Below are 22,274 nucleotides of genomic sequence, written 5' to 3' on the forward strand. Positions count from 1 at the left end.
AATACGCCTATACCATAATTTTAGGCGGTGATACTGTGAGTAGTGAAGCATACAAGAAAGCAAACTATGAACGTGTAGTTTATCAAGTTCCAAAAGGAAACCGTGAGGTTTTGCAAAGAGAAGCAAACCTTCGCGGAAAATCCGTAAACGCGCTCATAACCGAAGCGTTAGAGGCTCAATACGGTCTCGATCTCAGCAAGAAAACAAAATAAATCCATTCACACAAGCACCCAATCCGGGTGCTTTTCTTTTACCCAAAACCGACACATAGAAAGGAAGTTTCACCTATGAAAACCGCATTATCTCTTATTCTCGCAGCACTCACCACGACCGCAACCGCAACTGCAACCGTTCCGGCAGCAAATCCGATTGAAAATAAACCGGAAACGCGCACAATCGCTGGCGAAATCTATTCGGTTTCGTATCCAACCGATGACCGCGACTACTGTGTAACAACCATCGAGACGGAAGACGGCAACTTCTGGAACATCGAGGACTACGTTGCACCGCGCAGGCATGCCGTGACCGTTCCGACGTATTTATCACGGACGATGCTGTCCGTGACGAAAACGGCCGTATCATCGGCTGTAAGGCAATCGCCCGCATCTGATGATCTGCAACAAATGAAATGAAAGGAGTGTTGCCTATGATTGCCGAGCATGGGAAAAAGCCTGTGCCCAACAATAGAAAAGGCCGAGCCTTTCAGGTCTTGCAATCTGCACCGCAGGGCGGAGAACAAGAAACCGAAAGGTAAGTAATTTGAAAATGATTCCTGCCGGAAGGTTCTCGAGGGTTCATCCTTAAAGCCCTCATCCGCGCCGAAAGGCGGTGATAATCTGGTTGTCACAAAATAAAAACACCGACAAGCGCAAGCCTGCCGGTGTTGTCATCAACCGCACTTGATTGCCAGTACGATCAGTGCAAAGCAAAGCACGAAGACGTTCTGCTCCACAGTGACCCCTCCATTTCATTATAAAAATCTGCGGCTATGTATCGTAATGCCGCACACATACTTTCAGTATGTAAAGATTTATATCACTGGCCGGAGCGGATCAAAAGTTGGTGACAACCAGATTATATCACAACAAACGGAATAAATCAAATGCCCGCAGCACCCGAAAAGGGTGCATTTTTTATACCCAAAATCGAAAATAAAGGAGTCTGAACCTCATGAAACACTACTTTTCTACCGCAATGTTCGCAGGTCTCGCTATCATGGCAACCGTAGCAACGGTTGCAACCGGCGAGGATAACTTCCTCGGAACGGTTGTATTCGGAACGTTTGCCGTGGGCAATTTCTGGAACACCACAAATGTACTCTGGAAGCGTTATCAAGCGGAGATAAATTACCGCGGCAAACACAGCCGCCGCGCAGCCTGAAAGGAGAATACATATGGCAGATGTTAACACGAAACGAATCCTCGACGTTCTCGGGCACGCAATCGAGCTTGCCCAAAACGAACTTGAGAGCAACCCGCCGGAACTTATTCCGGAGCCGGTCTTAAAGCCGGTGCCGAAACGAACGGGAACGAAACTGAAACCGATTCTGCCAGAAAACAAAATCGAAAAGTTTTTCCACCCGGAATTTGGCACGGTCGAAGCAACCAGAATTGGAAATATTCCGTACTTCAAGGCGCTCCCCGTCTTGAAAGCATTGGGATACAAGAACCCCGCAAGCATTGCAGAACTTTTCGAGGATAAACGAGTTATCCTCGCACCAAAAACAAACGGAAGTGTTGATTCCGTAACTTATCTATCGGTCTACGATGTTCATAATCTCATAAACCGGCGAAAGGTTGATCTGGTTTTTGAATTTGAAAAGTGGGTCGATGACGAAATAGTTCCGACACTTTGCGGCAAGAGTCCGGCAAAAAAGAAAAAGTATCCGCCACTGAAAGAATTCACGCACAGTGAATACGGAAAGGTTCTCGTCGCTTTCTCTGATGGCGAGACATACTATCGTGCAATCGATGTTTGTAAGATGTGCGGTTATAACCGCAGCGTAACCGCAACCATCGAGAACAAATATAGTTTTGCAACCAACGGCACTTCCTGCGCGACGAATTCAAGTTTCATCAAAGCAGATGAAGTCCGTAAGATATTTAGCCGCAAAAATCTGGACAAAATTCCAGTCACTCGCAAGATGATGGAGTGGCTCATTTACGATATTTCGGAACAAATGCGTTCCGAATTCACCGACAGCGATTCCACAATCGCCTAATTACCATAAATTACAACGTCCCAAATCAGGGCGATTTGTATAGTAAATAATGTAGAGGTTCTCGCGGGTTCATCCATAAAGCCCGCAGCCAACATAATTTAAGAAAGGAAGTAATCAAATGACGAAGAAGGAAATCAAAGAACAGTTGTCCCGTATCGAGCCGGACAAAATCGTTGACATTCATCAAGTATCAGGGGTAGTTGAGGTAATTACTATCCGCAATCACACAGTTCGCCGTAAGCGGTATGTTGTAACCCATGAAGGTAAATTGCATTTTTACGAAAGTTATTTGCTGGATTTCTTTGGTGGAAAGGAAGTCTAAAAATGGTACACGAAGTAGTAACCTTCCGTAACGGTAAGTGCGTATACGTTTGAGGACACCGGACGGTTCATTTTCGAACCGCAAGAAGGATTCATCATTGAAAAGGAGGAATCAGCAGTATGAAAACATTAGTATTCGAGGGTGCCGGCTGGTCTGGTGCCGAGCGCAGCAAAGAAACAATCGGCAACTGCCGCATTCGCACCGCATTCCATCTGGTAGATGGCCGTGCAGTGTACCTTGAAATCACCTGTTGTAACACCAAAACAAACGGTGTCTATGACGGATTCATTAGCTATTGCTTTTATATTACCAGCGATCCGGATGATTGCAACAAGAATCGCGTTAAGTACCTCGGTAATCGGATTATTCCTTACACCCAAGAAAGCATACTGGCGTTTGCAAACGGTCTTAACGGTGACTTTGATGCAATCGTTGTTGCTCCCGATCTGGGCGGCTATCGCGTTTTCTCTGAACTCGGATATTTCAATTACGGCGATGAGTTCGAGTATGACGAGGAGCTGATTACGAAGCGTGATGTAATCCACGATACGCTGCACACGGAAGAAAAGAAGTGGGATGAATTCCCGCTCTGTATCCTCTATGTAGATGAGGCAGACAAAAACGTCCTGCATTACACCCGCCAGCGCGGAGAAAATCGCGGCAAATTCCTCATCAACGTGAACGATGAGAACTGGCGCGATAATATGCAAATCGTTCCTAAGCCAGACAACATCACGTTGGCCGACGTAATTCGCTGGGCAGCTCGTAACGATCCTAATGGTGAGTGGGACGAAGCACTCGCCATTGCAGATGGTGGTCACACCCGAGAGAGAGCACATCTTGCACAGGATATGTGCAACACGCTCCGCCAGTGGAAAATAGACAGCGAAAGCACAACCGTACTTATGGAGCAAATGATTCAGCGCTGCACCGAAGATTCCCGACGTTGGTAACCACAAAACCGTCATTTGCAAGGGCGAAAGTCCTTGTTATTGTACCTTGACAATGTTATAATGGCAAGCAAAAGGAGGCAAAACATGGATCATTATGCATTCCACAGCAAATTTACGGACAAATACGGTATGGGGCTGGTGACCGCAATCGCTCGTATGGATTTGAGCGATGAACATATCGCAATTTATAGCAAATGGGCAGACGAAGTAGGCAAACCGACCAGTGACTTGGACAAGATGTTCGGTCGCGGAGAAACTGCAACCCTCGAAGACTGTCTCGAGGATTGCCATACAGAAGTATTCCGTCTTGTCCAAAAGGAATTCTTTACTCGGTTGACCAGAGAAAACGCAGTAGCACTCTGCAACGCATTGTTTCTCGCAGACAGCAAAATCGAAATCTGCGAAAACGAACCCGATCTTCTCCTCAATGCGGAAAATTTCGCTTATGGATGGAACCGATTCCATCCAGAGGAAAAGAAAATCACCAAATATATGGATTACATCGTATAATCAAATATCAACACAGTAAGAGCTTGCAACAACCTGCAAGCTCTTCTTTTTTACCCAAATTGCCGAACAAATGTTTGGACGAACGCTTAAAAAGGAGCGAATACATATGAAAAAGAAAGTAATCTGGAGCAATTACAATCTCGATTATGAAGATTGGAAGGATTTCTTTGACGATGAGTATCCCGATCTGGATGAAGATAAGCGCATCGACCTGATGTACGAATTGAATAACGAGCATCTTGACGACGAGCGCATGAACCTTGACATTCCCGTGGATGAAAAGATTGTCGTAATCGCCGATCTCGGCCGCTGGCACGGTCGTATTCCGGGGTATAAAGAAATCCAAGGTCGCTCGATTAAAGACTGCCTCGTTGCAAATACCGATTACGCAACATGGTATCTCGACGGCCGCGGCGACCTTTGCTGTGAAGCTATCCACCATGACGGAACCGACCACTATCTGTACCGAGTGTTCAAGCCTGACGTAAGCGACACCCGAAAGGAAAACTTCCTGAATAAAATCTGTCGCGGAACGGTAACCAGAGCAGATATAACCCGCATTACACGGCGTCTCGGTGACAAAATCGCCGAGGTATACGGTTGGAGGATTTGAAAGGAGCGTCATTTATGAAAACAGAATTTGAAGTTACGTTCGAGAAGAACAGCGTATATCAGGCAAGACTTATTCTTGCTTCTGATGAAAAAGCGGCGGAAGCCTACTTTCGTACTATCGAACCGGAAGCCCGGTTCATCGATGTGTCCGAGAATCAGGGCGGACATAAGCCCGGAATTCCCATCGAAGAAGTTCCGGATAACTGGAACAGAATTGCTTTTGATGAGCGGTGCGACAGTGATGTGTACAACACGACCACGTTGTATTTCACCGCGCCCCGCATGTTGCTAGGTGGCAAGTATCCGGAAGCAGTATCCGCAGAGATCAGCATTGAGTTTCCGGTTGATTATCCGCTTTACCAAGAAGCAAGTGTCATGATTTCTCCTACGAATGCAGAAGGTAGTGATTATGACTGGTGCGAGTGGTCGATTGACGCCGAGTTCTTTGATAAATTGATGCGTCTCGCAAGCGAAACTCCGCGTCATTCTATCAATGTCGGCTTCGCCACTTCCGACATTGAACATGACGAAACCCAGTTCGATTTGGAAGACCCGAGCAATACGGTCGAACTGGTAAATCTCATCGTACATTTTTTCGCAGAAAACCACTTCGACAACCCTGTTGTAACCTACATTGAGGAGGCATAACAAAATGGACATCACAAAACTTCCTCGCTGGAACATCGAAGAAGTGTGCGGCTACAAGCCGTTCACCACCTTCTGGGATGATTTCAGCATCGCAGATAATTTCGGTGTTGACGCGGTTTGTGATACATATAACCGCGCTTTTCAGGAATGGAAAACCGATTATAAGTACCTGACCGAGCTGGTCATGGTGCTCAACTGGAAGATCTGGCAGCACTACGAACACAATGAACCGCTCGCCAGACTGTATAACACCATCTGGGAGCGTGCCGCACAGTACGCTCAGGAAAACCTCAAGGGTGACGAACTCACATATTTTTACCAGACAACGGATTAAGGAGATTTTTATGGCTATCAGTTTTGAGAAAATGGCAAACGAATACAAAATGCTCCGTGAAGCAGCCGATCTTGCATATCATAGCCTTATTGACAATGCTCATGATCGTTTTAACGAGAACCTCAAATGTTTCGTTGGCAACAACACCCTTGAATATGACGACATCGACTGGCTAATTGCTGGGCGAGGCGATGAAATTGATCGTATCGTTGCTGTTTACACCAGTCCGGAGGCCGCCGCAGAGAACCTTGCAAGGGGTTTAGGCTTGCTTTCCGACGACAACGAAGCATATTTCAACCTGTCTGGGTTCCGAGACGATGAGATCACTCTCAGAAACGGTTACATTGAAACACCGCGTGGAGATGTCGTAGAAGTTGTTTTCAAACGTAAAATGTGAATTTGGAAGGAGAAAACATAATGAAAGTAAAGGTACCGTTCGGGTTTGATTCTGTTGGCTACATCGAAGTAGAGGCGACCAACCGTGAAGACGCATTCGCGAAGGCTCGTGATATCCTCGCGGAATCCGATCTGAGTGAATGCGTAAGCATGGCAGAACCGCTGTGGGATTCTATTGATGCTGACGATGAAGGGTTGATTCTTAACGAAAACGGCGAGATCGTTATGAACTACTAAGGAAGGAGTACAAATCATGGGATATTATGCAAATGGCAGCGGTTTCGCAACTCTTAAAAGAGATGCGGATATTACAGAATTAAAGGACAAACTGGATGCGCTCGATGTCCGTTTTGATTGGAACATCGACAAAGACAGTGTAGATTTCTACGAAAGCGATAAGTACTATGAAGACGAAACCATTGAGTTTCTTGACACCTTAGCACCGTATGTCGCAGAGGGTGAAGCAAATTATATCGGCGAAGATGGTTGTATTTGGCGTTTCCGCTTCGACCCAGATGAACAGGAATGGGTTGAAGAAACCGCCACGATTGACTACAACTTCGAGTCTTATACAGACGAGCAGATGATCGAAGAATTGGACAGACGCAGCTATCTCGTACAGAAAAAGCCGCAGAGCAACTAAGAAAAGGAGAGTATATCATGGGAAACAGAGCAATCATCAAAGGCGTCGGTACTAACATCGGCGTATATGTTCACTGGAATGGCGGGTACGATTCGGTACTCGCCTTTACTCAGTATTGCAAGCTGAAGGGTTACCGCAGCCCTGAAAGCGATCCTGCATACGGTACGGCACGACTCGCACAGGTAATCGGCAACTACTTTGGCGGTAGCTGCTCGGTCGGTATTGAAAACATGAGCGGCACGACCGTTATGACGCCCGAGCTTGTCAGTGAATTATATCTTGACAATGGCGTTTACGAAATTGAAAAATGGAAAATTGTGAAGCATTGGAATCCCAATGTGATCGCTCTCGAAAACGAGTCCCATGAGGGCTACGACCTCACCGAAATGCTTTGTGCAATCGACGAATGCCAGCCGAAACAGGAGCAGCTTGGCACGGAATTCATCACGGCTGAACTGGTAGACCCGAAAACGCTCAACCTCTATGATGAGGTTTTCATTCAGGATTTTACCGGCAAGGTTGAAAAGCATACCGTTGTAGGGTTTGCCCCGGCAAACACAAAGATGAACGGTCATTACGTAAGCAACCTGCCATTCATAGATAAATGGGGCGCTCCCGACTACGAAAACAATATAAACAATTACCTGACGGACAAACTCGTCAGAAAAGCAAAGAAAGGGGAATAAATATGGGATTGGATATGTACTTAATGAAAGCTCCTCGACTGGACAGCGTAACAATTCAACAGGTATGTGCTACTGAAGAATGGTTCGGCTACTGTAAACGGCCGAACGAATATAGGACTTCTTCTTTTGAAGAATGGTGCGGCGCAAGCCAAGATGATCTTCCTTCGAAAAAAGTCATGGAATTGCTTCGTCCGTACTATGTCGAACGGTTTGCAAGTTGGGACACAAACCATGTATATCCGCATAGTGACATTATCCAGAATGTTGGCTACTGGCGAAAAGCAAACCAGATTCACAGATGGTTCGTCGATAACGTTCAGGCCGGCGATGATGACTGCGATTATCACGAAGAATGCACGAAAGGTATCCTTGAAGAGCTGCTGAGAACCTGCAAACGAGTGCTCAATTCTTCGAATCCTGTGTCGGAAGCGAAAAGATGGCTGCCGGTTCAGGAAGGATTTTTCTTCGGCAGCTACGAGTACGACGAGTGTTACTTCGATGACCTCCGACACACTGTCGAAGTCATTGAAAATGTTCTCGCAACCACAGATTTTGATAACGAAATGCTCTATTATGTGAGTAGCTGGTAAGAAGGAGGTGTCAAACATGACTGAATACCGCCACGAAGCAGTTGAGGTTTGCCCTCATTGCATGGGAGAAAACACGGTGCCCGACTGGGCACCGGAAGACGGCTGGCGCACAACCTGCAAGCATTGCGGTGAACGAATTCTCTTGTGTGATGAATGCATCCACAGGGAAGACAATCCGAGAGCGTTTTGCGATTGGGGTAATGGCCGCTGCTTCCGTGATATGGGCAACGACCCGATGGTTGAATGGTTCGAGGTTATCCGGAAGGGTGTAGGTCATGACCGCAACGCAGCTTACTGGTCAGATATCCAAGGAGAAATCCTTTGTGCAACCGAAGGGTTTGCTGAGTTGATGGCAGACCGGATTGAAGAGCTGTACAGAAAACAGGGCGAAGAAGTGATGCTCTCTACCGGCTACTATGACCCGGAGGAAGATAAACGCAACCATGAAGAAGATGAATACACCGGTTGGTGGTATGTTGAAATCATCTAAATACGTGTTTCATAGGAAAGGAGAAATAATTATGACAGTATATGTACTTACAGTAGAAGATGAAGTTGTTGGTGTCTTCAATAAATACATGAAAGCATATGATATTGGATGTTCAAAATATAATGGAGACTTTGATATTGAAGAATTTGAAGTCGAATGACCTTACGTTGCTGTTTCCAAGAGGAGCTGAAATCTACGCTCCGGATGGGAACGAACGAGCAGAATGGAAAATTATCAACGAATCGGAGGATTCTGATGTAGAAGATCTCTGGGACAATCTAACCGATATTCCCTTTAACCCCGAAACAGAAGAACTTGACGAACCTTATTACATCTGGCCAAAAGGAACCAACAAGGAAGATATTTGGTCTTGGTTCGATGAGCATCACAGCAAGGGCGTTGCATATCTTCTGGGATTCGCAGACTAAATAGTTAAGAGGTGAGATATTTATGACACTGATGGAAAAACTCGAAGCAGCCGGTTATCCGCGAGAAGAGATGTACCATCACGAATCTGATCTCTATGTGTTCCTCACTCCACTGACCAAGCGAGTGATTGACGAATGGTTCAAAGAAGAGGGTCTCACACGAAGCCTGTTCGTCAGCACATTCAGAGATCAGATTACTGGTAAGCCGATGTATGATGTTGCTTTCCAGTACACGCCAGCGTTTAATCAAAGAATTTGATATTCAAGGAGAGTGCATAGTAATGTATTTCAAAACAGTCTGGGGCTTTAGCGGAACTGATGAGCAGAAGGATCTGCAAAAAGAACAGCTCCGCGACGTGCTGACGAAGTTAGGCGCTGATGTAACGATAGACGATGTTGATCTCGACGGCGAAAAGGCGTTCGTGATCACCATCGAATCGTGAAGCGGGTATCTGAAAGGAGAGAAGACTATGAAAATCGAAGAAAAGATTGAGGAAATCCGCAAGCTCGTAAAGGAAATCAATTCCTACGATGATCTCCTCTTTATGTATGAGGGCGACCGTATTGATCTTGAATGTGCAAAGTACGATTTGTGGGAGCTTCTGCAAGACTTATAAACGCAAAACAAGAGTCTCATAAGGAAGGAGAAAAATAAAATATGAAAATAAATGATAGATATGAAATTAGAGTGGTTGTAGTAGAACGGAAAGATGGAACTACTGGTGATGCATATGATAATTTCGAAGATTTCAAAAGAGAGCATCCTTTCAGTTCATATGAATTTGGATACGTAGTCTTTGATACTGAGTATGGATATGTTCCAGATAGTTGCAATGATTGGAATGATAGTCCAGAAGAAGCAATGTTTGATTATGAGGAAAATTGTAAATGAAAGAAACGATGATTTCAAAAGTGGATTAAGAGGTGCAAAATGAGATTACCACAAGAAATATTTGCAGAAGCATTATGGGTAGAATGGTTTATTACTCACGGTAGTGTTCGTAAAAAGAAATTACCGGATTTATTAAGAAAGTATAATTTAAAACTCAAAAAAGAGAAGACCTTAGATGATGTTATATTATCAATAGGTAGAGCTTTTAAAAATACTTCTTGTGTTTCTTCTAAGCAAAGAGAACGCATTGCAGAGGAAATAGACAAGGTTTGTATCATAGCTAACTGGGAAGATGCAGTTGCAAAATATAAGAAGTCCTGATGTATCCAACTCGCACAGATGTTAGAATTGCAAACGATTTCAGTCAAGATCGATATTCGAACGTTAGGAATAAGCAAACAAGAGTTTGGAGGTGATAAGATGGGACGAAAAAAGAAACAGCCAGAAGAGTATCGTCTTCTGCCGGACGGTCAGATTTCGATGCGCTGCGGTGTTCCAATGCCGAGAAAATATCTCCGACCGAATCAAGAAAGGGTTGACAAGCTGGTTGCCAATATGGTTGATTATGCAATCAAATGCCAAAACGAATATGTGATAAAAGAATTATCCGACATGATTAGGGAGCCGAATTTCGATAAGGCGATGGAGCATTTTCAGAATGTGTCTGACATGAACGCATATTTTGAAAGGCTGTTAGCTATCGTCAATCCCTCAGTGTATGAGGAAATCAGCAAAGAAAACGGCAATCCAGACCAATAAAACGATGAACAGAGAGGAGAAAACACCATGGATGGAGCTTTCCAGAACAAATGCTTTGGCCTACCCGATGATTTTGATTGTGATAGCTGTCATTACAACGTTGGTTTTCAAACCGGCTGGGGCGGTGTTGTAGGTCCTTGCGGACAGCAGAATTGCTGGTACTCCTGCACAGCTTGTATGTATAACAACGGCGGTGAATGCTATGCAGAAGATATAGTTGAAGACGGCGATGAATAAATACGATTGGGAGGTGACTCTACATGATCAAAAACAGATACTGCAAGCGATGCGGCCATAAAGTCAAGCGAGAAACCACGAAGGGATTACGGAAAGAATATCCGTATTATTGCCCTTATTGCGACGAGAACATGTACAGGTTTGAGACTGTGAAACATCGTTCTGAGAAGACGAATGGAGTGGAAATCAGAGTTTAAGATTTTCACAACAGCATAAAGCGAATGTTTGGATAAAATTCGTTTCCGGAATATATATATAGAGAGAAAGAAACAAATAAAGGAGAAAAAAGATATGAAGGATGAGCTTTGGCAGTATATTTTGGATAATTTTACAATTGATAATGATGGAAGAAAGATAATCTGCAATATCCTTGACTGGATTTGGCTTCAGTCGATTGATAAAGAAGATACAGTTAATACATTACTGATCCTTTTAGATGGAATTGGTATCGAAAAGGAAGAGATTGAGAAATTTGTTAACTGGGATTAAGCAATAAAGTGCGTATTGGGCATGAAAACGATGTTTAGGAGGTAATTATGAATTACATTGCATTACAAAAAGCTCAGGAAGAGCTCAATCTCACGCCAGCAGAAAAGGAACGCTACGACACTCTGACTGCAATGCACCATCTCGTAATGTGCATGAACGATGAAACTGCATACATGACGTGGATTTGGTCAGTTCCAGATGAAGCAAGCGCATATGACCTTGCCGATATTGCTAAGGAAAAGGACGAGTTTGACGGTGTCGTAAGACTTTTCAAAAAGCTCTGGAAGAAATACGCCGCAAGCGATTCCGGTTTATGCATCGGAAGAACAACCTATTAAAATTGAATCCGTATAAAATAATGACACAAGCAGGAGCCAACAGCTCCTGCTTTTTATATCCAAATAGGAGGTATACATCATGAATAATAACATCAAGGAAAAAATCGCAAAGCTCCTCGCACTGGCAGAGTCCCCGAATGAAAACGAAGCGAAAGCCGCTCTTCTCAAGGCTCGCGCCCTCATGGCTCAGCATAAGCTCCGTCCGGAAGAGTGCACCGGCAAAAAAGAAAAGGTCGTGACCAAGGTTCTTGCCGATATCAAGTGCACGACCATGACCGACTTCTGGATTTACAAGCTGAGCGACGTGATCGCCAAGCATTATTGCTGCAAGAATTACTGCCGCAAACCGCCGCGCAGCAAGGCACTCACGATTATTTTGATGGGTCTTGAAAGCGATATTGAAATCGCCGAGCGCATCCTCCGCTACGCAATTGACTGCGTCAAGAGGGAACAGCGCACCATTCATCACACGAGAAAGTGGCAGGGTTACAGCGCAACCGATATCCGCCTTGCCTGCAACGCTTACGGCGACGGCTTCGTTGCCGGTCTCGATCAGGAATACCAGAAGCAGGACGCCGAGCATCAGGAGTGGGGACTGGTCATGATGACGCCGAAGGATGTGCAGGACGCCTATGGCAATCTCAGCATGAAAACGAGCACGTCTCATGCAAGAACCGCCGGAGCCTGGGCGAATAAGTACCGCGATCAGGGTGTAGAGCACGGACGTTCTTTCAAACCTGACCAGCGCCTTCACAATACCGCAATCGCAAGATAAGGAGGAATCGTTATGATTGTATTCGCAGTATCTCAGCTTCGCAGTTATTACGACTGCGGAGAACGATATTTTGGCACCGAAGGTATTTTTCTTACTTACAAGGAAGCAAAGGAATTTATCAAGCAGGAGATTGACGATATCATCTCCGGTTCTAACATAGACGACCATGAGACATTCTTCGGCTCGGACGACGAATTCGAGGACGAGGTGTCTTTGACTGATAATTCCATCTCGAGTTTCGGTCACAAGTTTCAATGGGATATTTCGCCTGTTACATTGAAAAAATCTGTGAAACAGAAGGTTTTCGAAACCATCCAGCACGAAAACGATATTGAAGATATCAAAAATACTATCGAGGTCGAAGACGATCTGATCTACGACCATATCCGCGATATTTCGATTGACACCATGAACCGTATGGCATACCTCAAACGCGAGAAGGAAGACAACGGCATGGCGTGGAACGATGCCGCATCCGCAGCATTCCATGAAGTAATCAACCAGCAGTAAATAAGGAGTGTATACATTATGACTATCAATACCAATATTAAGATCAGCCCGGGCAATTCCAAGATGGGAGCAATCCCGTCCGTCAGCCTGCCGGCCATTAAGACCTGCCGCGACTGCAAATGCAAAGAGAAGTGCTACGCAGCTAAGCTGGAGCGTCTGAGACCGACCGTAAGAAACGCCTACCAGCATAACCTCAAGGTGCTCCAGAGCGACCCTGAGACGTTCTGGAGAGAAGTAGAGGCAACCGTAATGCTTAACCGGTACTTTCGGTTCCACGTCAGCGGCGACATTCCGAGCAAGGATTATCTGCTCCGCATGATCGGTATCGCCGAGCGCAATCGGCATTGCGAAATCCTGTGCTTCACCAAGCGATATGATTTTGTAAACGCTGTCTTGAGTGACGGCAAGCATATCCCCGACAATTTACATCTTATTCTTTCCGGCTGGGTTGACCTTGAAATGGTCAATCCTTTTTCTTTACCCGAAGCGCACGTTCGCTTCAAGGATGGCACGACGACCGCAAGAGCAGATGCAAAGCCGTGCAACGGCAACTGTGCCGAGTGTGCAATGACTGACACCGGCTGTTGGACGCTGAAGCGCGGCGAGCAGGTTGTGTTCAACGAACATTAAAACGACCGAACGAAAACAACAAATCCGACCGATTGGAGGAATCAAAATGAAAAAAATCTATGTTCTGCGCTACTGGTACGATAATGAAGATAATTCTGGCGGCGAAGTAATCGCCGCCAGTGAGAATCTGCACACGCTGAACAGCATTATGCGTGACAGCGTAAAGCGCAGCGGTGTTCTGGATGAGGAGGAAATCGAGTGGGACGAGGACGAAACCGAGTTCCTGACCGACGATCCCAACCAGATGTATGTCTGTTACTCTTTTTATTGCAGTCCCTGCAATTACGCAAAAACCGTGTGGGAAATCACCGAAACCGAAGTGAAATAAGGAGGGAAAGACATGAAAAAGATTTACAAATGCACCGAGTGCGGCAAGCCGTTCACGCTTGACGATTGTGAGCTTCCCGAGCCGCGCACCATCAACAATGACACAAAGCACGAAAGAATTGTCTGCGACACTTGTTTTGATAATATGTGGGACAACGATGACCTCACTCATTGTGATAACTGCGGAATCTGGTTTGAGAACAAGCTCATTCATGAGGAAATCATCAGCGACCATTGTTTCGCTCCGTGTCCGAAGTGTGACCGCGATATCATCGACGGCATGACTCGAGAAGAGCTCCTCGACGAAGAGAACCCGAGCTTCGCAGCCACTTTTGCCTACGATGACGGCGACAATGCCACTTATCTCTTCCCGACGGAAGAAAAGCGCATCGTGTTTATCGACCAGAGGATCAGAGACCTCAAGGAGGACGGCACCTATCTCGGTTCGGCCAGCATCCATCCCGATGCACTCGTTGTCATCACCGAGGATGCAAACAGGAAAAAGCACCGTATGCAGATCATTAAGAGCAACATTTATCGATAAGGAGAATATTTATGAACGACAGAGACATTCGCCGCGGCGACATTTTTTACATCAAGAATGACGACAACGCAGTAGGCTTCGAGCAGAAGAAAACCCGACCGGCAATCATTGTATCCAATAACGCCAACAATCGCGCTTCCGGCGTGGTAGAGATCGTGTATCTTACCACATCGCAAAAGCATCGTCCGCTTCCGACTCACATTCGAGTTCGCGGTTACGTTCCGTCCATTGCTCTCTGTGAGCAGGTTGTGACGGTCGATGTGAGCCGCCTGATGGAGCGAATCGGCTCCTGCAGCTACGATGAAATGGAGGCGGTCAATTGCGGACTGGCGGTTTCGCTTGGGTTAAAGAGTGTAAATAGTTACTCGTATCAGCAGGTTAGAAGTGAAAAGCCGTGGTTATTTGCCAAATAAATTGTTCACAAATTATTAACAGGTTTCCGCGTCCTTTTTTCGGGTCAGACGTATAGTAGATAGTATAGGGAAAAAACTCGGAGGACAAAGAAAATGAAAGAAAATACCAATCGAGTGAGCGACTTTCCGTTCATTCGCTTTCCGGCAGCACTGGTCAAGCTGCCCTGTTTTAAATCACTTTCCGCTGATGCCAAGCTCCTATACGCATTAATTGTAGACCGGTTCAATCTCTCTATCGCGAATAAATGGCGAGATGAAAACGGTACGCCGTATGTCTATTTTTCCATTGACTCAGTGATGGAAAGCATTGGCTGTGCAAAGGCAAAAGCGGTCAAGCTGATGGATACGCTCGAAGATTGGGGTCTCATTCGCAGAGCAAAACAAGGGCTCGGCAAGCCGAATCGTATCTATGTTCTCGACCCGGCCTTGCTCGACCAGTTCGAAAACCGAACCACTTTATCCACAAGCTCATCCACAGACCAGTTCGATTCTGATACCAGTTCGGAAATCAAACCGGTCGGAAATCAAACCACTTTACCCACAGACCAGTTTGATTCTGAAACTACTTTATCCACAGACCAGTTCGATAATCAAACCAGTTCAGACCAGTTCGATTTTGAGACTAGTTCGATTATCAAACCCAAGAAGTTTGATTTTCAAACCCCAGAAGTTTGGAAATCGAACCCTAATCAGACTAAGTATAATCAGACTAAGTCTAATCAGACTGAAAGGGAAGAGAGAGAAACGAAAGTCCCGGCTCTGGTCAGCGGCGTTATGAACCAGAATGCAAAGGAAATTCTTTGCAGAAGTTTTGACGAAGCCTTAGTGAAACGGACAACCAGTCTGCTCTATGAACTCGTTGCAACACCAAGCCAACACGTTCGCATTGATAACACACTGACAAGCGGCTACGCTCTCAGCCAGCAGTTGGCTAATATCAGCGTAGAGCAAATCCAGTCGGCGCTGAATAACTTCACAGCAAGAACATTTCCTGTAGCAGAGGAACGAGATTACTTACTGACAGCATTGTATGACGCAAGCAAGAATAACAGAACAGCATAGGAGAATGACACATGAACAAGATGAATCGCAAGCAGCTCAGTGACCTGATCAGCCGTATCGAAACCATCCACGAGGAACTGGATGAAATCAAGGACGGTGAGGAAGAGAAGTTCGATAACATGCCGGAGAATCTGCAGGACAGCGAGAAGGGCGAAGCACTTTCCGAGATCATCGACTTCCTCGATTCCGCATCGGAGAGTCTGAACGAATGCGTCGAGAGCATTCAGAGCGCAATCGACAACTGACACATAAGCAGCGAAAGGAGATTACACAATATGGCAGCGGAAGTAATTAAACTTTATCAGGACGAGAACGTAGAGCCGTTGCAGAACATGACGAGGTATGCAGCGATTGACTACAATCTCCTTGCCTCCGCTCTGGCTGACGAAATGGAGCGCCGCCAGAAGGCAGAGCAGGCTCAGAAGAAAGCCGCCAGAGCAGAAGCCTCGGTCAAGCGCCGTACAACAGTCGGCGCGAACGGTACGGTCGATCCCATCCGCAACAAAGAAGACATCCTCAAGATTGCACAGTATTTCTACGACAAAGGTCAGCTTCGCAACGCACTGATGTTTCTCATTGGATGCAGTATAGGTTTACGATGTGGAGATCTCTGTAAGGCTAAAATCGGGGATATTGCAGAAGACGGTAAATGCCGCTTAAAAGAAGAAAAAACCGGTAAGTACAGGACAGTAGTGCTTAACAATTTTGCAATGCAGTGCTACCGTGAATTAGTGGCTTCGATTCCAAATCACACGAATGAAACACCACTGTTTATCTCTCAAAAAGGGGAAAATCAGAGTATTGAGCGCGGCTCGTTCGGCCGTATCCTCCGAAATGCCGGCAAGGATTTGAATCTCCCGTACAAGCTCGGCACGCATAGCATGAGAAAAACGTTCGGTTATCACCTGTTCATGGATAACCAGCAGTCGCCGGAGATTCTGGCGTATGTGCAAGAGATACTCAATCATACAAGTGGGAGGACAACGCTTCGTTACATCGGTCTGGACGAAGAAAAGAAAAACAAGCTGTACGAGAACCTCGACTACGGCTTCACACTGGATGATATCAAAGGCAAAGACATTACAGAGAACGAGGAGAAGTGAGCGCAATGGCAAAAAAGCGAGTACCCGAGCGCGGCTCTGAAGAAGAGCGCCGCTATTATCTCACGAAAGAAGGTCTCAAAGATTTCGACAGCTACAAGGAATTCGATTGGCGTCGGGCGTTGGAGCTTTTGTTCGAGGATGCGCCTGACGTAAACTGGCAGAATTGCAGCGCAAACGACTTCAAGGAGCTCCGTGACAAAGGAGTGATCACTGAGGAAGAGTGCGATATGGCGCTTAGCATTGGTTCCAGAATGCTTTCGCAGGCACTTCATTTCCCGGAAACGCCGCTTCACGAAAAAATTCTGATTGTGCTGTTCGGAGGCCCATGGTCGATTTACCTTTGGGTGTTCATTGCGGCCTTCGTGATTCATTGTATACTTTTGGGCTGAATAATTACGATAATGACAGATTTACGATAAGGAGATAATTTTTATGAGTAAGAAAGTATTGAAGAGAGGTTCGGCAGAAGAACGGTGGTATTATACCACCAAAGAGGGTCTTGACAGCGTTGACATCGATGATGATTTTGATTGGCGGAGAGGGTTGGAATTGTTGTTTGAAGATGCCCCGGAAGTCAACTGGGAGCATTGCAGCATGGAAGATTTTCAAACTCTTCGTGATGCAGGTGTTATCACAAAAGAAGAATGTGATATTGCCTGTGAAATCGGAGCAACTATGATCGCTCATAAATTCTGCAGTGCACAGGCGAAAATGCCGCTTTCTGAAAAGATTCTGGTTGCCTTTTTCGGCGGCCCTTGGGCAGTCTGGACTTGGATGATTGTTCTTATCATTATCAGCGCTATTGTCCAGTGTATGAATAACTAAGGAGGGATATTATGTTACCCGGTTTCAAATTGATTCTCGGCTTGGGTGCTCTGTTTACAGCAGATGTACGCCAGCGGGCTGAACAGGCTAACAGACCAGATCAGGCCACGCCGGAGAGTATGGCTTTGTTCGATAAATATCTGGACATCAGATCGAAGTCTATTGAGTATCCAGACGAAGATTGGCCCAGATATCGTATCGCTAATAAAGGATTCAAAACAAACTGGAAGCGCCTCGCAGGGTATTGGAACACCAGTATCCACGGATTGCAGATTGAATATTTCGAGTGGAAGTGCGAGCAGCTCGGAATTGAATTTAATTATAAACTAGTGCATCGTGTCTATCACCGTGATGACGTAACGGGCAGAGGATGGCATTATCCGGAGTACGACATTGAGCCGTACTATCCGATTGATGAATCCATCGATCCCCGCGTAAAAGAAGACAAGGAGAAGAAACGCAAGGAAGAGGAGGCTGTGCGAAAGCAGGAAGCCTACTTGAACAGCGACGAGCGTAAAAAACTTGACGATGAAATTCGTCAGCGCCGCGCCGCTCACCGGGCGGAACGTCTGGCCAGAGAAGCAGCAGAAAAGCAAAAGTAAAAGAAGCAGAAGCGAGAAGTCCCTATATTGGGACTTCTTTCTTTTGCATGAAAAACTTACCATTGCATAGACAAGGTAAAAATGGTATTATAAGCATATCGGAAAATACGAACACTTGTTCGATAAAATGGAGGAGCAGCCATGACCACAATTTTCTTTAATGACTGGAGAAGTTTGAATCATTTTCTCCAAGAGGGGAACTTCATCAGCCTCGAGATGGAGCTTTCCCATCACGAAAACGATACAGCCGCAATCGAAATGATTTGCGATTCGGTTGAACCTCTGGAAAACGGCGTGTACTTGGCAGCCGTGATGACCGGCAAGGTCTTCATCGAAGGCGACCTGCTCTGGGCGGTTGCGAAAGAAACCGAGCCGGACATTTTCTTTCTCAGCCTCCGCGTAGCAGGACAGTCTCCGTATTATTTCACGGTCGGCGTCGGAGAAGACGAAGACTGCTGATAGCCTTGTTAAATTCCTCGTATTTGTGTTATAATAGCCGTATCAGTATGAATGCGAGGAATTGCAGTATGGACGGTAAAAGCGATTACAAGCCATTGAGAGAAGCGTATATGCAGTCGTTGGAGCACGAAGACTGCATCAAAATCAAAAGAATATTTGACCGATCTAAACCAATAGAGTTTGCAACCAGCAAATCGGTTGAAGAGTTTTCTGGAACGGAGTGGAATCAGCTTCTGAAAAACTCCGTCTGGGATAGACCGGAAACTGCGAGTAACGTGCGGTATGACGTGCGAAAGTATGCGGAATTTCTTCAGGAGCACAACGTTCCAAACACGCTGAATGCAATCGATGAGACAGTCGGTCAACCGGCTGGAGCATGGTCAGAACAGTTCTTTGATTCATTTGAAGAGATGAGCAACGTGCTCGCCTCAATCCCATTCCGTTCCGGCAGGAATAATAAAAAGGCTCTCGCTTTGGCTATGTTCGCCTTGGGTTTGTCCGCTGATGAAATCGCGGAATTAACGACGGACGATATGGACGAGGACAGAATGCAGGTAAAAACAAAATCTCGCGTGATTAAAGAGGTGGAGCCTTTCATTTTTCGATTTGTTCCTTTGGAGAAAGGGCGGTTAATTCAACTCAATTCTTCCCGACCAGTCACCGCGGCGGCCATTCAAAATCTTGTTTACCGACTGGATCGCTATCAGAAGTTTGAAGCGCCGCATTCTCTCGTGCCGCAATTTCTGGCGAAGTCTTATCTGTTTCTCAAAATAGAGCAGTATGAGGAAATGTCCGGTGAGATTATAGGAGAGCTTAGCAAAAAAGCATGGTTCTTTGAGCAATGCCGAAATTGGAGCGGAATCGTCACCAATGAAAATCGTTTTTTATCGCTGATTCAAGAGTTCAACAGGCTTCAAAAGCTAAAATAATATGTGCAATATAGATAAGGACGGCTAACATTAGCCGTCCTTTTGTTGTGCAATCATACAAACCGAAAAAACTTTCAAAATTCGCGTCCCAAAATCGCGATTTTTGTATAGTAGATAGTGTAAGGGAAAACACATGACCGGCGGACACCAAAAGGAAGAATGAGTATTGCATAGCAGCACAAAAGGAAGAACGAGTATAAATCCCTTGCGAGAAAACCAGAATCGGAGGGATTGCAGATGATTGATGAAAGCCAATATCAAAAAGCGCTGCTCTTGTTTGAGCAGCATGACAAGATCAGATATTTCGTTATCCGCAAATATTACCCGACCTTGCTCTACAACGAGGATGTGGAGCAGGCGACAAAATGCGGATTGTGGCGAGCGGCCGTGACATACGACCAGAATAAGGATTGTACATTTTCCCATTATGCAATTTCCTGCATCATGGCGGAGATGGTTCCCTACACCAGAACCATCAATAAGCACAATAAAGCTACGGATAACGCGATCAAATGTTCCGATAAAAATCGCCGCCCAATGAATTCGCCGGATGACGTCCTCTGCATTGACCTGCTGGACTTCCTCGCTCGGCTTCCAAGTGATCTGAAAGTTGTAGTTGATTACCGAAAAGTCGGCTATCGCTCTGAAGAAATTGGTCAAATTCTCGGAATTACAAAGCGGTCGGTTGACCGCCGACTGGTAAAGGCTCTGAGAATGTGGCACGACTTTATCGATGATTCGTCCGCGGCATAACCTCGCGGGGCGAAAGCCCCGCAAAATATGCGCTTGTGTTGTAATGGCAGCAAATCAGCTTCCCAAGCTGAGAGTGCGGGTTCGATCCCCGTCAGGCGCTCCACCCCGAAAGGGGTCATTGTTTAACTCTCCGACAATCCGGAAAGACGGACGGCGGCGTGGAATGCGCCGCAACACGGGTCTTTAGCGCAACTGGTTAGTGCTTTCGGCTCATAACCGAAAGATTTTGCGGGTTCGAGTCCCGCAGGACTCACCACCGACGCAAGTCGGCAACTCCTTTCAATGCTGGGAGGCGGCAACGCCTCCAAACCACCCATTAACTCAACTGGCAGAGTAATCGGCCTTTAACCGATAAGTTACGAGTTCGAATCTCGGATGGGTGACCACGTCCGCCGCGCAGGACAAAAATAATTCAAATTGGAGGAACTCCCAACCAAGGTTTCCAAGCCGCGCGGGGCACGACGTTGCCCAGACGTCAACAATTTCATAAACGGGTTGCCCGCCCCGTCAGCGGGTGATCTGCTCTCGTAGCTCAAAGCAGAGCAGGGAGATACCGGTTCAACTCCGGTCGAGAGCAGCAAAATGGGGGAGTGGTGTAACGGTCAGCACATTGCGTTTCTAACCCCAAAGGAGTGAGTTCAAGTCTCACCTTCTCCATCAGCAAAAAGAAAGGAAGATTAGCGATGGACGAGAAGCAGTATTGTTTATTTTCACCATCCAAGATGGCTTATATCGCGGTAGACGGGAAATCACGAGCAACGATTACAACAAACCGCGATCTCGCTAAACGCTTCAGCCAGACGGCAGCAAGAAATTTTCTCAAACATAATGTAAAGCCATCGTTCGGTGCGTTTTGCATCACAGAGATCGAGCCGTCAGCCAGTCAGATCATAAACAAAAAGCCAGCCGCACAGGTTCCGAGCAAAACAAGACAGACCCTCGGCCGTGATTCTGTTCGCACCGTTCGCGGCGAATCCAAACTCCGTGAAATGATGGACGAGCTTAAAGATGAGCAGAGTCAGTATGACATGCAGCTCAGCGACCTCTACCATTACGCCGGAGATCACCCAAGGCTTTCCGCCTGCAAAGGCTATAAGCTGTATAAAAAGCTGGTTGAAATCGTTAAGAAGCGGGCGGAAGTCAAGCTGCAGATTGCAGCTATTGAAGAAATGCTGCTCCGCGAATTTCAGCCGTACAAACCCAGAACCGAGCTTTATAACGAGCTCGACAAAATGTGAGGTGATTAAAATGCCAACCCTTGTCGTAAATTTGTTCGGTGGCCCCGGAAGCGGTAAATCTACCGGTGCGGCGTATGTTTTCGCAAGATTGAAAATGCTGGGGTATAACGCTGAACTGGTAACCGAGTTTGCGAAAGACAAAACTTGGGAGAAAAACGAAGCTGCTCTCGCCGCACAGGACTACATCACAGCAAAACAGCATTACAGACTACGGCGCTGTGCTGATCAGGTAGATGTCGTTATCACAGATTCTCCGTTACTTCTCGGACTGGTTTATCTTAATAAAGATGACCCATGTTACGGAGAGGCGTATAAGCAGTACACGCTGAACATTTGGAACACCTACAACAATCTCAATTACTTTCTTGCTCGAGTGAAGGAATACAACCCGGCAGGACGCAACCAAACAGAGGCTGAAGCTGATGGTGTCGCCGAGCTCATCCTGAAAACCTTGAACCAAAACGGCATCGAATTCCAATACACAACCGGAGATATGATCGGATATGACCGTATTGTAGAGGATGTAATCGACCAACTGAAGAACAAAGGAGACTGA

44 protein-coding genes and 4 tRNA genes are annotated in these 22,274 nt (G+C 46.1%); all 48 read left to right on the plus strand.

Annotation, left to right across the window (positions count from 1 at the left end):
* Nucleotides 1-35 precede the first annotated feature (35 nt).
* Entirely contained in the window at nucleotides 36-212 is a 177-nt protein-coding gene (locus DW088_RS01720) for an antitoxin (protein ID WP_243029722.1), read from the plus strand.
* A gap of 75 nt (nucleotides 213-287) precedes the next feature.
* Entirely contained in the window at nucleotides 288-632 is a 345-nt protein-coding gene (locus tag DW088_RS01725) for a hypothetical protein (RefSeq protein WP_118359056.1), read from the plus strand.
* A 538-nt stretch (nucleotides 633-1,170) separates the two neighbouring features.
* Entirely contained in the window at nucleotides 1,171-1,380 is a 210-nt protein-coding gene (locus tag DW088_RS01730; RefSeq protein ID WP_118359058.1) for a hypothetical protein, read from the plus strand.
* Nucleotides 1,381-1,393: 13 nt separating this feature from the next.
* A complete protein-coding gene (locus DW088_RS01735; RefSeq protein ID WP_118359060.1) occupies nucleotides 1,394-2,221 on the plus strand; it encodes a BRO family protein in 828 nt (275 codons plus the stop codon).
* A 118-nt stretch (nucleotides 2,222-2,339) separates the two neighbouring features.
* Complete coding sequence (locus tag DW088_RS01740) at nucleotides 2,340-2,543, plus strand: hypothetical protein (protein WP_118359062.1); 204 nt, start codon at nucleotides 2,340-2,342, stop codon at nucleotides 2,541-2,543.
* A gap of 119 nt (nucleotides 2,544-2,662) precedes the next feature.
* Nucleotides 2,663-3,496 carry a hypothetical protein gene (locus DW088_RS01745; protein ID WP_118359064.1) on the plus strand — a complete coding sequence of 278 codons (834 nt, stop codon included), beginning with the start codon at nucleotides 2,663-2,665 and terminating at the stop codon, nucleotides 3,494-3,496.
* Nucleotides 3,497-3,580: 84 nt separating this feature from the next.
* Nucleotides 3,581-4,006, plus strand: a complete 426-nt coding sequence (locus tag DW088_RS01750) for a hypothetical protein (RefSeq protein WP_118359066.1) — start codon at nucleotides 3,581-3,583, stop codon at nucleotides 4,004-4,006.
* A gap of 106 nt (nucleotides 4,007-4,112) precedes the next feature.
* A complete protein-coding gene (locus DW088_RS01755; RefSeq protein WP_118359068.1) occupies nucleotides 4,113-4,619 on the plus strand; it encodes a hypothetical protein in 507 nt (168 codons plus the stop codon).
* Between the two features lie 14 nt (nucleotides 4,620-4,633).
* Nucleotides 4,634-5,266, plus strand: coding sequence for a hypothetical protein (locus tag DW088_RS01760; RefSeq protein ID WP_118359070.1), 633 nt, complete (start codon nucleotides 4,634-4,636; stop codon nucleotides 5,264-5,266).
* 4 nt (nucleotides 5,267-5,270) lie between these two features.
* Complete coding sequence (locus DW088_RS01765) at nucleotides 5,271-5,600, plus strand: hypothetical protein (protein WP_118359072.1); 330 nt, start codon at nucleotides 5,271-5,273, stop codon at nucleotides 5,598-5,600.
* 10 nt (nucleotides 5,601-5,610) lie between these two features.
* Entirely contained in the window at nucleotides 5,611-5,997 is a 387-nt protein-coding gene (locus DW088_RS01770) for a hypothetical protein (protein ID WP_118359074.1), read from the plus strand.
* Between the two features lie 20 nt (nucleotides 5,998-6,017).
* Nucleotides 6,018-6,233: a hypothetical protein gene (locus DW088_RS01775; RefSeq protein WP_118359076.1), complete on the plus strand. Its 216-nt coding sequence runs from the start codon at nucleotides 6,018-6,020 to the stop codon at nucleotides 6,231-6,233.
* 16 nt (nucleotides 6,234-6,249) lie between these two features.
* Entirely contained in the window at nucleotides 6,250-6,639 is a 390-nt protein-coding gene (locus tag DW088_RS01780) for a hypothetical protein (RefSeq protein ID WP_118359078.1), read from the plus strand.
* A gap of 17 nt (nucleotides 6,640-6,656) precedes the next feature.
* Entirely contained in the window at nucleotides 6,657-7,325 is a 669-nt protein-coding gene (locus DW088_RS01785; RefSeq protein WP_118359080.1) for a hypothetical protein, read from the plus strand.
* A gap of 2 nt (nucleotides 7,326-7,327) precedes the next feature.
* Nucleotides 7,328-7,915 (plus strand): hypothetical protein, encoded by a 588-nt coding sequence (locus DW088_RS01790; protein WP_118359082.1) that lies wholly within the window; start codon nucleotides 7,328-7,330, stop codon nucleotides 7,913-7,915.
* 16 nt (nucleotides 7,916-7,931) lie between these two features.
* Nucleotides 7,932-8,405, plus strand: coding sequence for a hypothetical protein (locus DW088_RS01795; protein WP_118359084.1), 474 nt, complete (start codon nucleotides 7,932-7,934; stop codon nucleotides 8,403-8,405).
* Between the two features lie 31 nt (nucleotides 8,406-8,436).
* Nucleotides 8,437-8,565 carry a hypothetical protein gene (locus DW088_RS16520; protein ID WP_270554606.1) on the plus strand — a complete coding sequence of 43 codons (129 nt, stop codon included), beginning with the start codon at nucleotides 8,437-8,439 and terminating at the stop codon, nucleotides 8,563-8,565.
* Nucleotides 8,543-8,833 carry a hypothetical protein gene (locus DW088_RS01800; RefSeq protein ID WP_147356532.1) on the plus strand — a complete coding sequence of 97 codons (291 nt, stop codon included), beginning with the start codon at nucleotides 8,543-8,545 and terminating at the stop codon, nucleotides 8,831-8,833. The genes DW088_RS16520 and DW088_RS01800 overlap by 23 nt, the downstream gene beginning before the upstream one ends.
* 22 nt (nucleotides 8,834-8,855) lie before the next feature.
* Nucleotides 8,856-9,092 carry a hypothetical protein gene (locus DW088_RS01805; protein ID WP_118359088.1) on the plus strand — a complete coding sequence of 79 codons (237 nt, stop codon included), beginning with the start codon at nucleotides 8,856-8,858 and terminating at the stop codon, nucleotides 9,090-9,092.
* Nucleotides 9,093-9,114: 22 nt separating this feature from the next.
* Nucleotides 9,115-9,276, plus strand: a complete 162-nt coding sequence (locus DW088_RS15780) for a hypothetical protein (RefSeq protein ID WP_158574580.1) — start codon at nucleotides 9,115-9,117, stop codon at nucleotides 9,274-9,276.
* A 27-nt stretch (nucleotides 9,277-9,303) separates the two neighbouring features.
* Nucleotides 9,304-9,450 carry a hypothetical protein gene (locus DW088_RS15785; protein WP_158574581.1) on the plus strand — a complete coding sequence of 49 codons (147 nt, stop codon included), beginning with the start codon at nucleotides 9,304-9,306 and terminating at the stop codon, nucleotides 9,448-9,450.
* 41 nt (nucleotides 9,451-9,491) lie between these two features.
* Nucleotides 9,492-9,725 carry a hypothetical protein gene (locus DW088_RS01810; protein ID WP_118359090.1) on the plus strand — a complete coding sequence of 78 codons (234 nt, stop codon included), beginning with the start codon at nucleotides 9,492-9,494 and terminating at the stop codon, nucleotides 9,723-9,725.
* A 39-nt stretch (nucleotides 9,726-9,764) separates the two neighbouring features.
* Nucleotides 9,765-10,046 carry a hypothetical protein gene (locus DW088_RS01815; protein ID WP_118359092.1) on the plus strand — a complete coding sequence of 94 codons (282 nt, stop codon included), beginning with the start codon at nucleotides 9,765-9,767 and terminating at the stop codon, nucleotides 10,044-10,046.
* A gap of 99 nt (nucleotides 10,047-10,145) precedes the next feature.
* Complete coding sequence (locus DW088_RS01820; RefSeq protein WP_118359094.1) at nucleotides 10,146-10,484, plus strand: hypothetical protein; 339 nt, start codon at nucleotides 10,146-10,148, stop codon at nucleotides 10,482-10,484.
* A 27-nt stretch (nucleotides 10,485-10,511) separates the two neighbouring features.
* On the plus strand, nucleotides 10,512-10,721 hold the full coding sequence (locus DW088_RS15660; protein WP_147356533.1) for a hypothetical protein: 210 nt from the start codon (nucleotides 10,512-10,514) through the stop codon (nucleotides 10,719-10,721).
* Between the two features lie 291 nt (nucleotides 10,722-11,012).
* The gene (locus DW088_RS01825; RefSeq protein ID WP_118359096.1) at nucleotides 11,013-11,210 is read left to right on the plus strand and encodes a hypothetical protein; all 198 of its coding nucleotides are present in this window, start codon (nucleotides 11,013-11,015) and stop codon (nucleotides 11,208-11,210) included.
* Nucleotides 11,211-11,257: 47 nt separating this feature from the next.
* Nucleotides 11,258-11,548 carry a hypothetical protein gene (locus tag DW088_RS01830; protein ID WP_118359098.1) on the plus strand — a complete coding sequence of 97 codons (291 nt, stop codon included), beginning with the start codon at nucleotides 11,258-11,260 and terminating at the stop codon, nucleotides 11,546-11,548.
* Nucleotides 11,549-11,627: 79 nt separating this feature from the next.
* Nucleotides 11,628-12,323, plus strand: a complete 696-nt coding sequence (locus tag DW088_RS01835) for a DUF7168 domain-containing protein (RefSeq protein WP_118359100.1) — start codon at nucleotides 11,628-11,630, stop codon at nucleotides 12,321-12,323.
* Between the two features lie 12 nt (nucleotides 12,324-12,335).
* Entirely contained in the window at nucleotides 12,336-12,833 is a 498-nt protein-coding gene (locus DW088_RS01840; protein ID WP_118359102.1) for a hypothetical protein, read from the plus strand.
* Nucleotides 12,834-12,851: 18 nt separating this feature from the next.
* The gene (locus DW088_RS01845) at nucleotides 12,852-13,463 is read left to right on the plus strand and encodes a GP88 family protein (RefSeq protein WP_118359104.1); all 612 of its coding nucleotides are present in this window, start codon (nucleotides 12,852-12,854) and stop codon (nucleotides 13,461-13,463) included.
* A 46-nt stretch (nucleotides 13,464-13,509) separates the two neighbouring features.
* The gene (locus tag DW088_RS01850) at nucleotides 13,510-13,791 is read left to right on the plus strand and encodes a hypothetical protein (protein WP_118359106.1); all 282 of its coding nucleotides are present in this window, start codon (nucleotides 13,510-13,512) and stop codon (nucleotides 13,789-13,791) included.
* Between the two features lie 12 nt (nucleotides 13,792-13,803).
* Nucleotides 13,804-14,334, plus strand: a complete 531-nt coding sequence (locus DW088_RS01855) for a hypothetical protein (protein ID WP_118359108.1) — start codon at nucleotides 13,804-13,806, stop codon at nucleotides 14,332-14,334.
* 11 nt (nucleotides 14,335-14,345) lie between these two features.
* On the plus strand, nucleotides 14,346-14,747 hold the full coding sequence (locus DW088_RS01860) for a type II toxin-antitoxin system PemK/MazF family toxin (protein WP_118359110.1): 402 nt from the start codon (nucleotides 14,346-14,348) through the stop codon (nucleotides 14,745-14,747).
* Nucleotides 14,748-14,840: 93 nt separating this feature from the next.
* Nucleotides 14,841-15,809, plus strand: coding sequence for a replication initiator protein A (locus tag DW088_RS01865; RefSeq protein ID WP_118359112.1), 969 nt, complete (start codon nucleotides 14,841-14,843; stop codon nucleotides 15,807-15,809).
* Nucleotides 15,810-15,820: 11 nt separating this feature from the next.
* On the plus strand, nucleotides 15,821-16,054 hold the full coding sequence (locus DW088_RS01870) for a hypothetical protein (protein ID WP_118359114.1): 234 nt from the start codon (nucleotides 15,821-15,823) through the stop codon (nucleotides 16,052-16,054).
* Between the two features lie 30 nt (nucleotides 16,055-16,084).
* Nucleotides 16,085-16,912, plus strand: coding sequence for a tyrosine-type recombinase/integrase (locus DW088_RS01875; RefSeq protein WP_118359116.1), 828 nt, complete (start codon nucleotides 16,085-16,087; stop codon nucleotides 16,910-16,912).
* A gap of 5 nt (nucleotides 16,913-16,917) precedes the next feature.
* Nucleotides 16,918-17,301: a hypothetical protein gene (locus DW088_RS01880; RefSeq protein WP_118359118.1), complete on the plus strand. Its 384-nt coding sequence runs from the start codon at nucleotides 16,918-16,920 to the stop codon at nucleotides 17,299-17,301.
* Nucleotides 17,302-17,344: 43 nt separating this feature from the next.
* The gene (locus tag DW088_RS01885; RefSeq protein ID WP_118359120.1) at nucleotides 17,345-17,737 is read left to right on the plus strand and encodes a hypothetical protein; all 393 of its coding nucleotides are present in this window, start codon (nucleotides 17,345-17,347) and stop codon (nucleotides 17,735-17,737) included.
* Between the two features lie 11 nt (nucleotides 17,738-17,748).
* Nucleotides 17,749-18,339, plus strand: a complete 591-nt coding sequence (locus DW088_RS01890) for a hypothetical protein (RefSeq protein ID WP_118359122.1) — start codon at nucleotides 17,749-17,751, stop codon at nucleotides 18,337-18,339.
* 141 nt (nucleotides 18,340-18,480) lie between these two features.
* Entirely contained in the window at nucleotides 18,481-18,798 is a 318-nt protein-coding gene (locus tag DW088_RS01895) for a hypothetical protein (RefSeq protein WP_147356534.1), read from the plus strand.
* Nucleotides 18,799-18,866: 68 nt separating this feature from the next.
* The gene (locus DW088_RS01900) at nucleotides 18,867-19,727 is read left to right on the plus strand and encodes a phage lytic cycle repressor MrpR family protein (protein WP_118359126.1); all 861 of its coding nucleotides are present in this window, start codon (nucleotides 18,867-18,869) and stop codon (nucleotides 19,725-19,727) included.
* A 237-nt stretch (nucleotides 19,728-19,964) separates the two neighbouring features.
* On the plus strand, nucleotides 19,965-20,480 hold the full coding sequence (locus DW088_RS01905) for a sigma-70 family RNA polymerase sigma factor (RefSeq protein ID WP_118359128.1): 516 nt from the start codon (nucleotides 19,965-19,967) through the stop codon (nucleotides 20,478-20,480).
* A gap of 29 nt (nucleotides 20,481-20,509) precedes the next feature.
* Nucleotides 20,510-20,583: transfer RNA gene (locus DW088_RS01910), tRNA-Gly, on the plus strand.
* A 74-nt stretch (nucleotides 20,584-20,657) separates the two neighbouring features.
* Nucleotides 20,658-20,736 (plus strand) — tRNA-Ile (locus DW088_RS01915).
* 54 nt (nucleotides 20,737-20,790) lie between these two features.
* Nucleotides 20,791-20,866, plus strand: a tRNA-Lys gene (locus DW088_RS01920).
* 198 nt (nucleotides 20,867-21,064) lie between these two features.
* A tRNA-OTHER gene (locus tag DW088_RS01925) sits at nucleotides 21,065-21,137 on the plus strand.
* Between the two features lie 26 nt (nucleotides 21,138-21,163).
* Entirely contained in the window at nucleotides 21,164-21,718 is a 555-nt protein-coding gene (locus DW088_RS15790) for a hypothetical protein (protein WP_158574582.1), read from the plus strand.
* A gap of 10 nt (nucleotides 21,719-21,728) precedes the next feature.
* Complete coding sequence (locus tag DW088_RS01930) at nucleotides 21,729-22,274, plus strand: AAA family ATPase (protein ID WP_158574583.1); 546 nt, start codon at nucleotides 21,729-21,731, stop codon at nucleotides 22,272-22,274.

It is taken from the genome of Butyricicoccus sp. AM05-1 (assembly GCF_003474415.1).
In the GTDB taxonomy this organism is placed as follows: Bacteria; Bacillota; Clostridia; order Oscillospirales; family Butyricicoccaceae; genus Agathobaculum; species Agathobaculum butyriciproducens.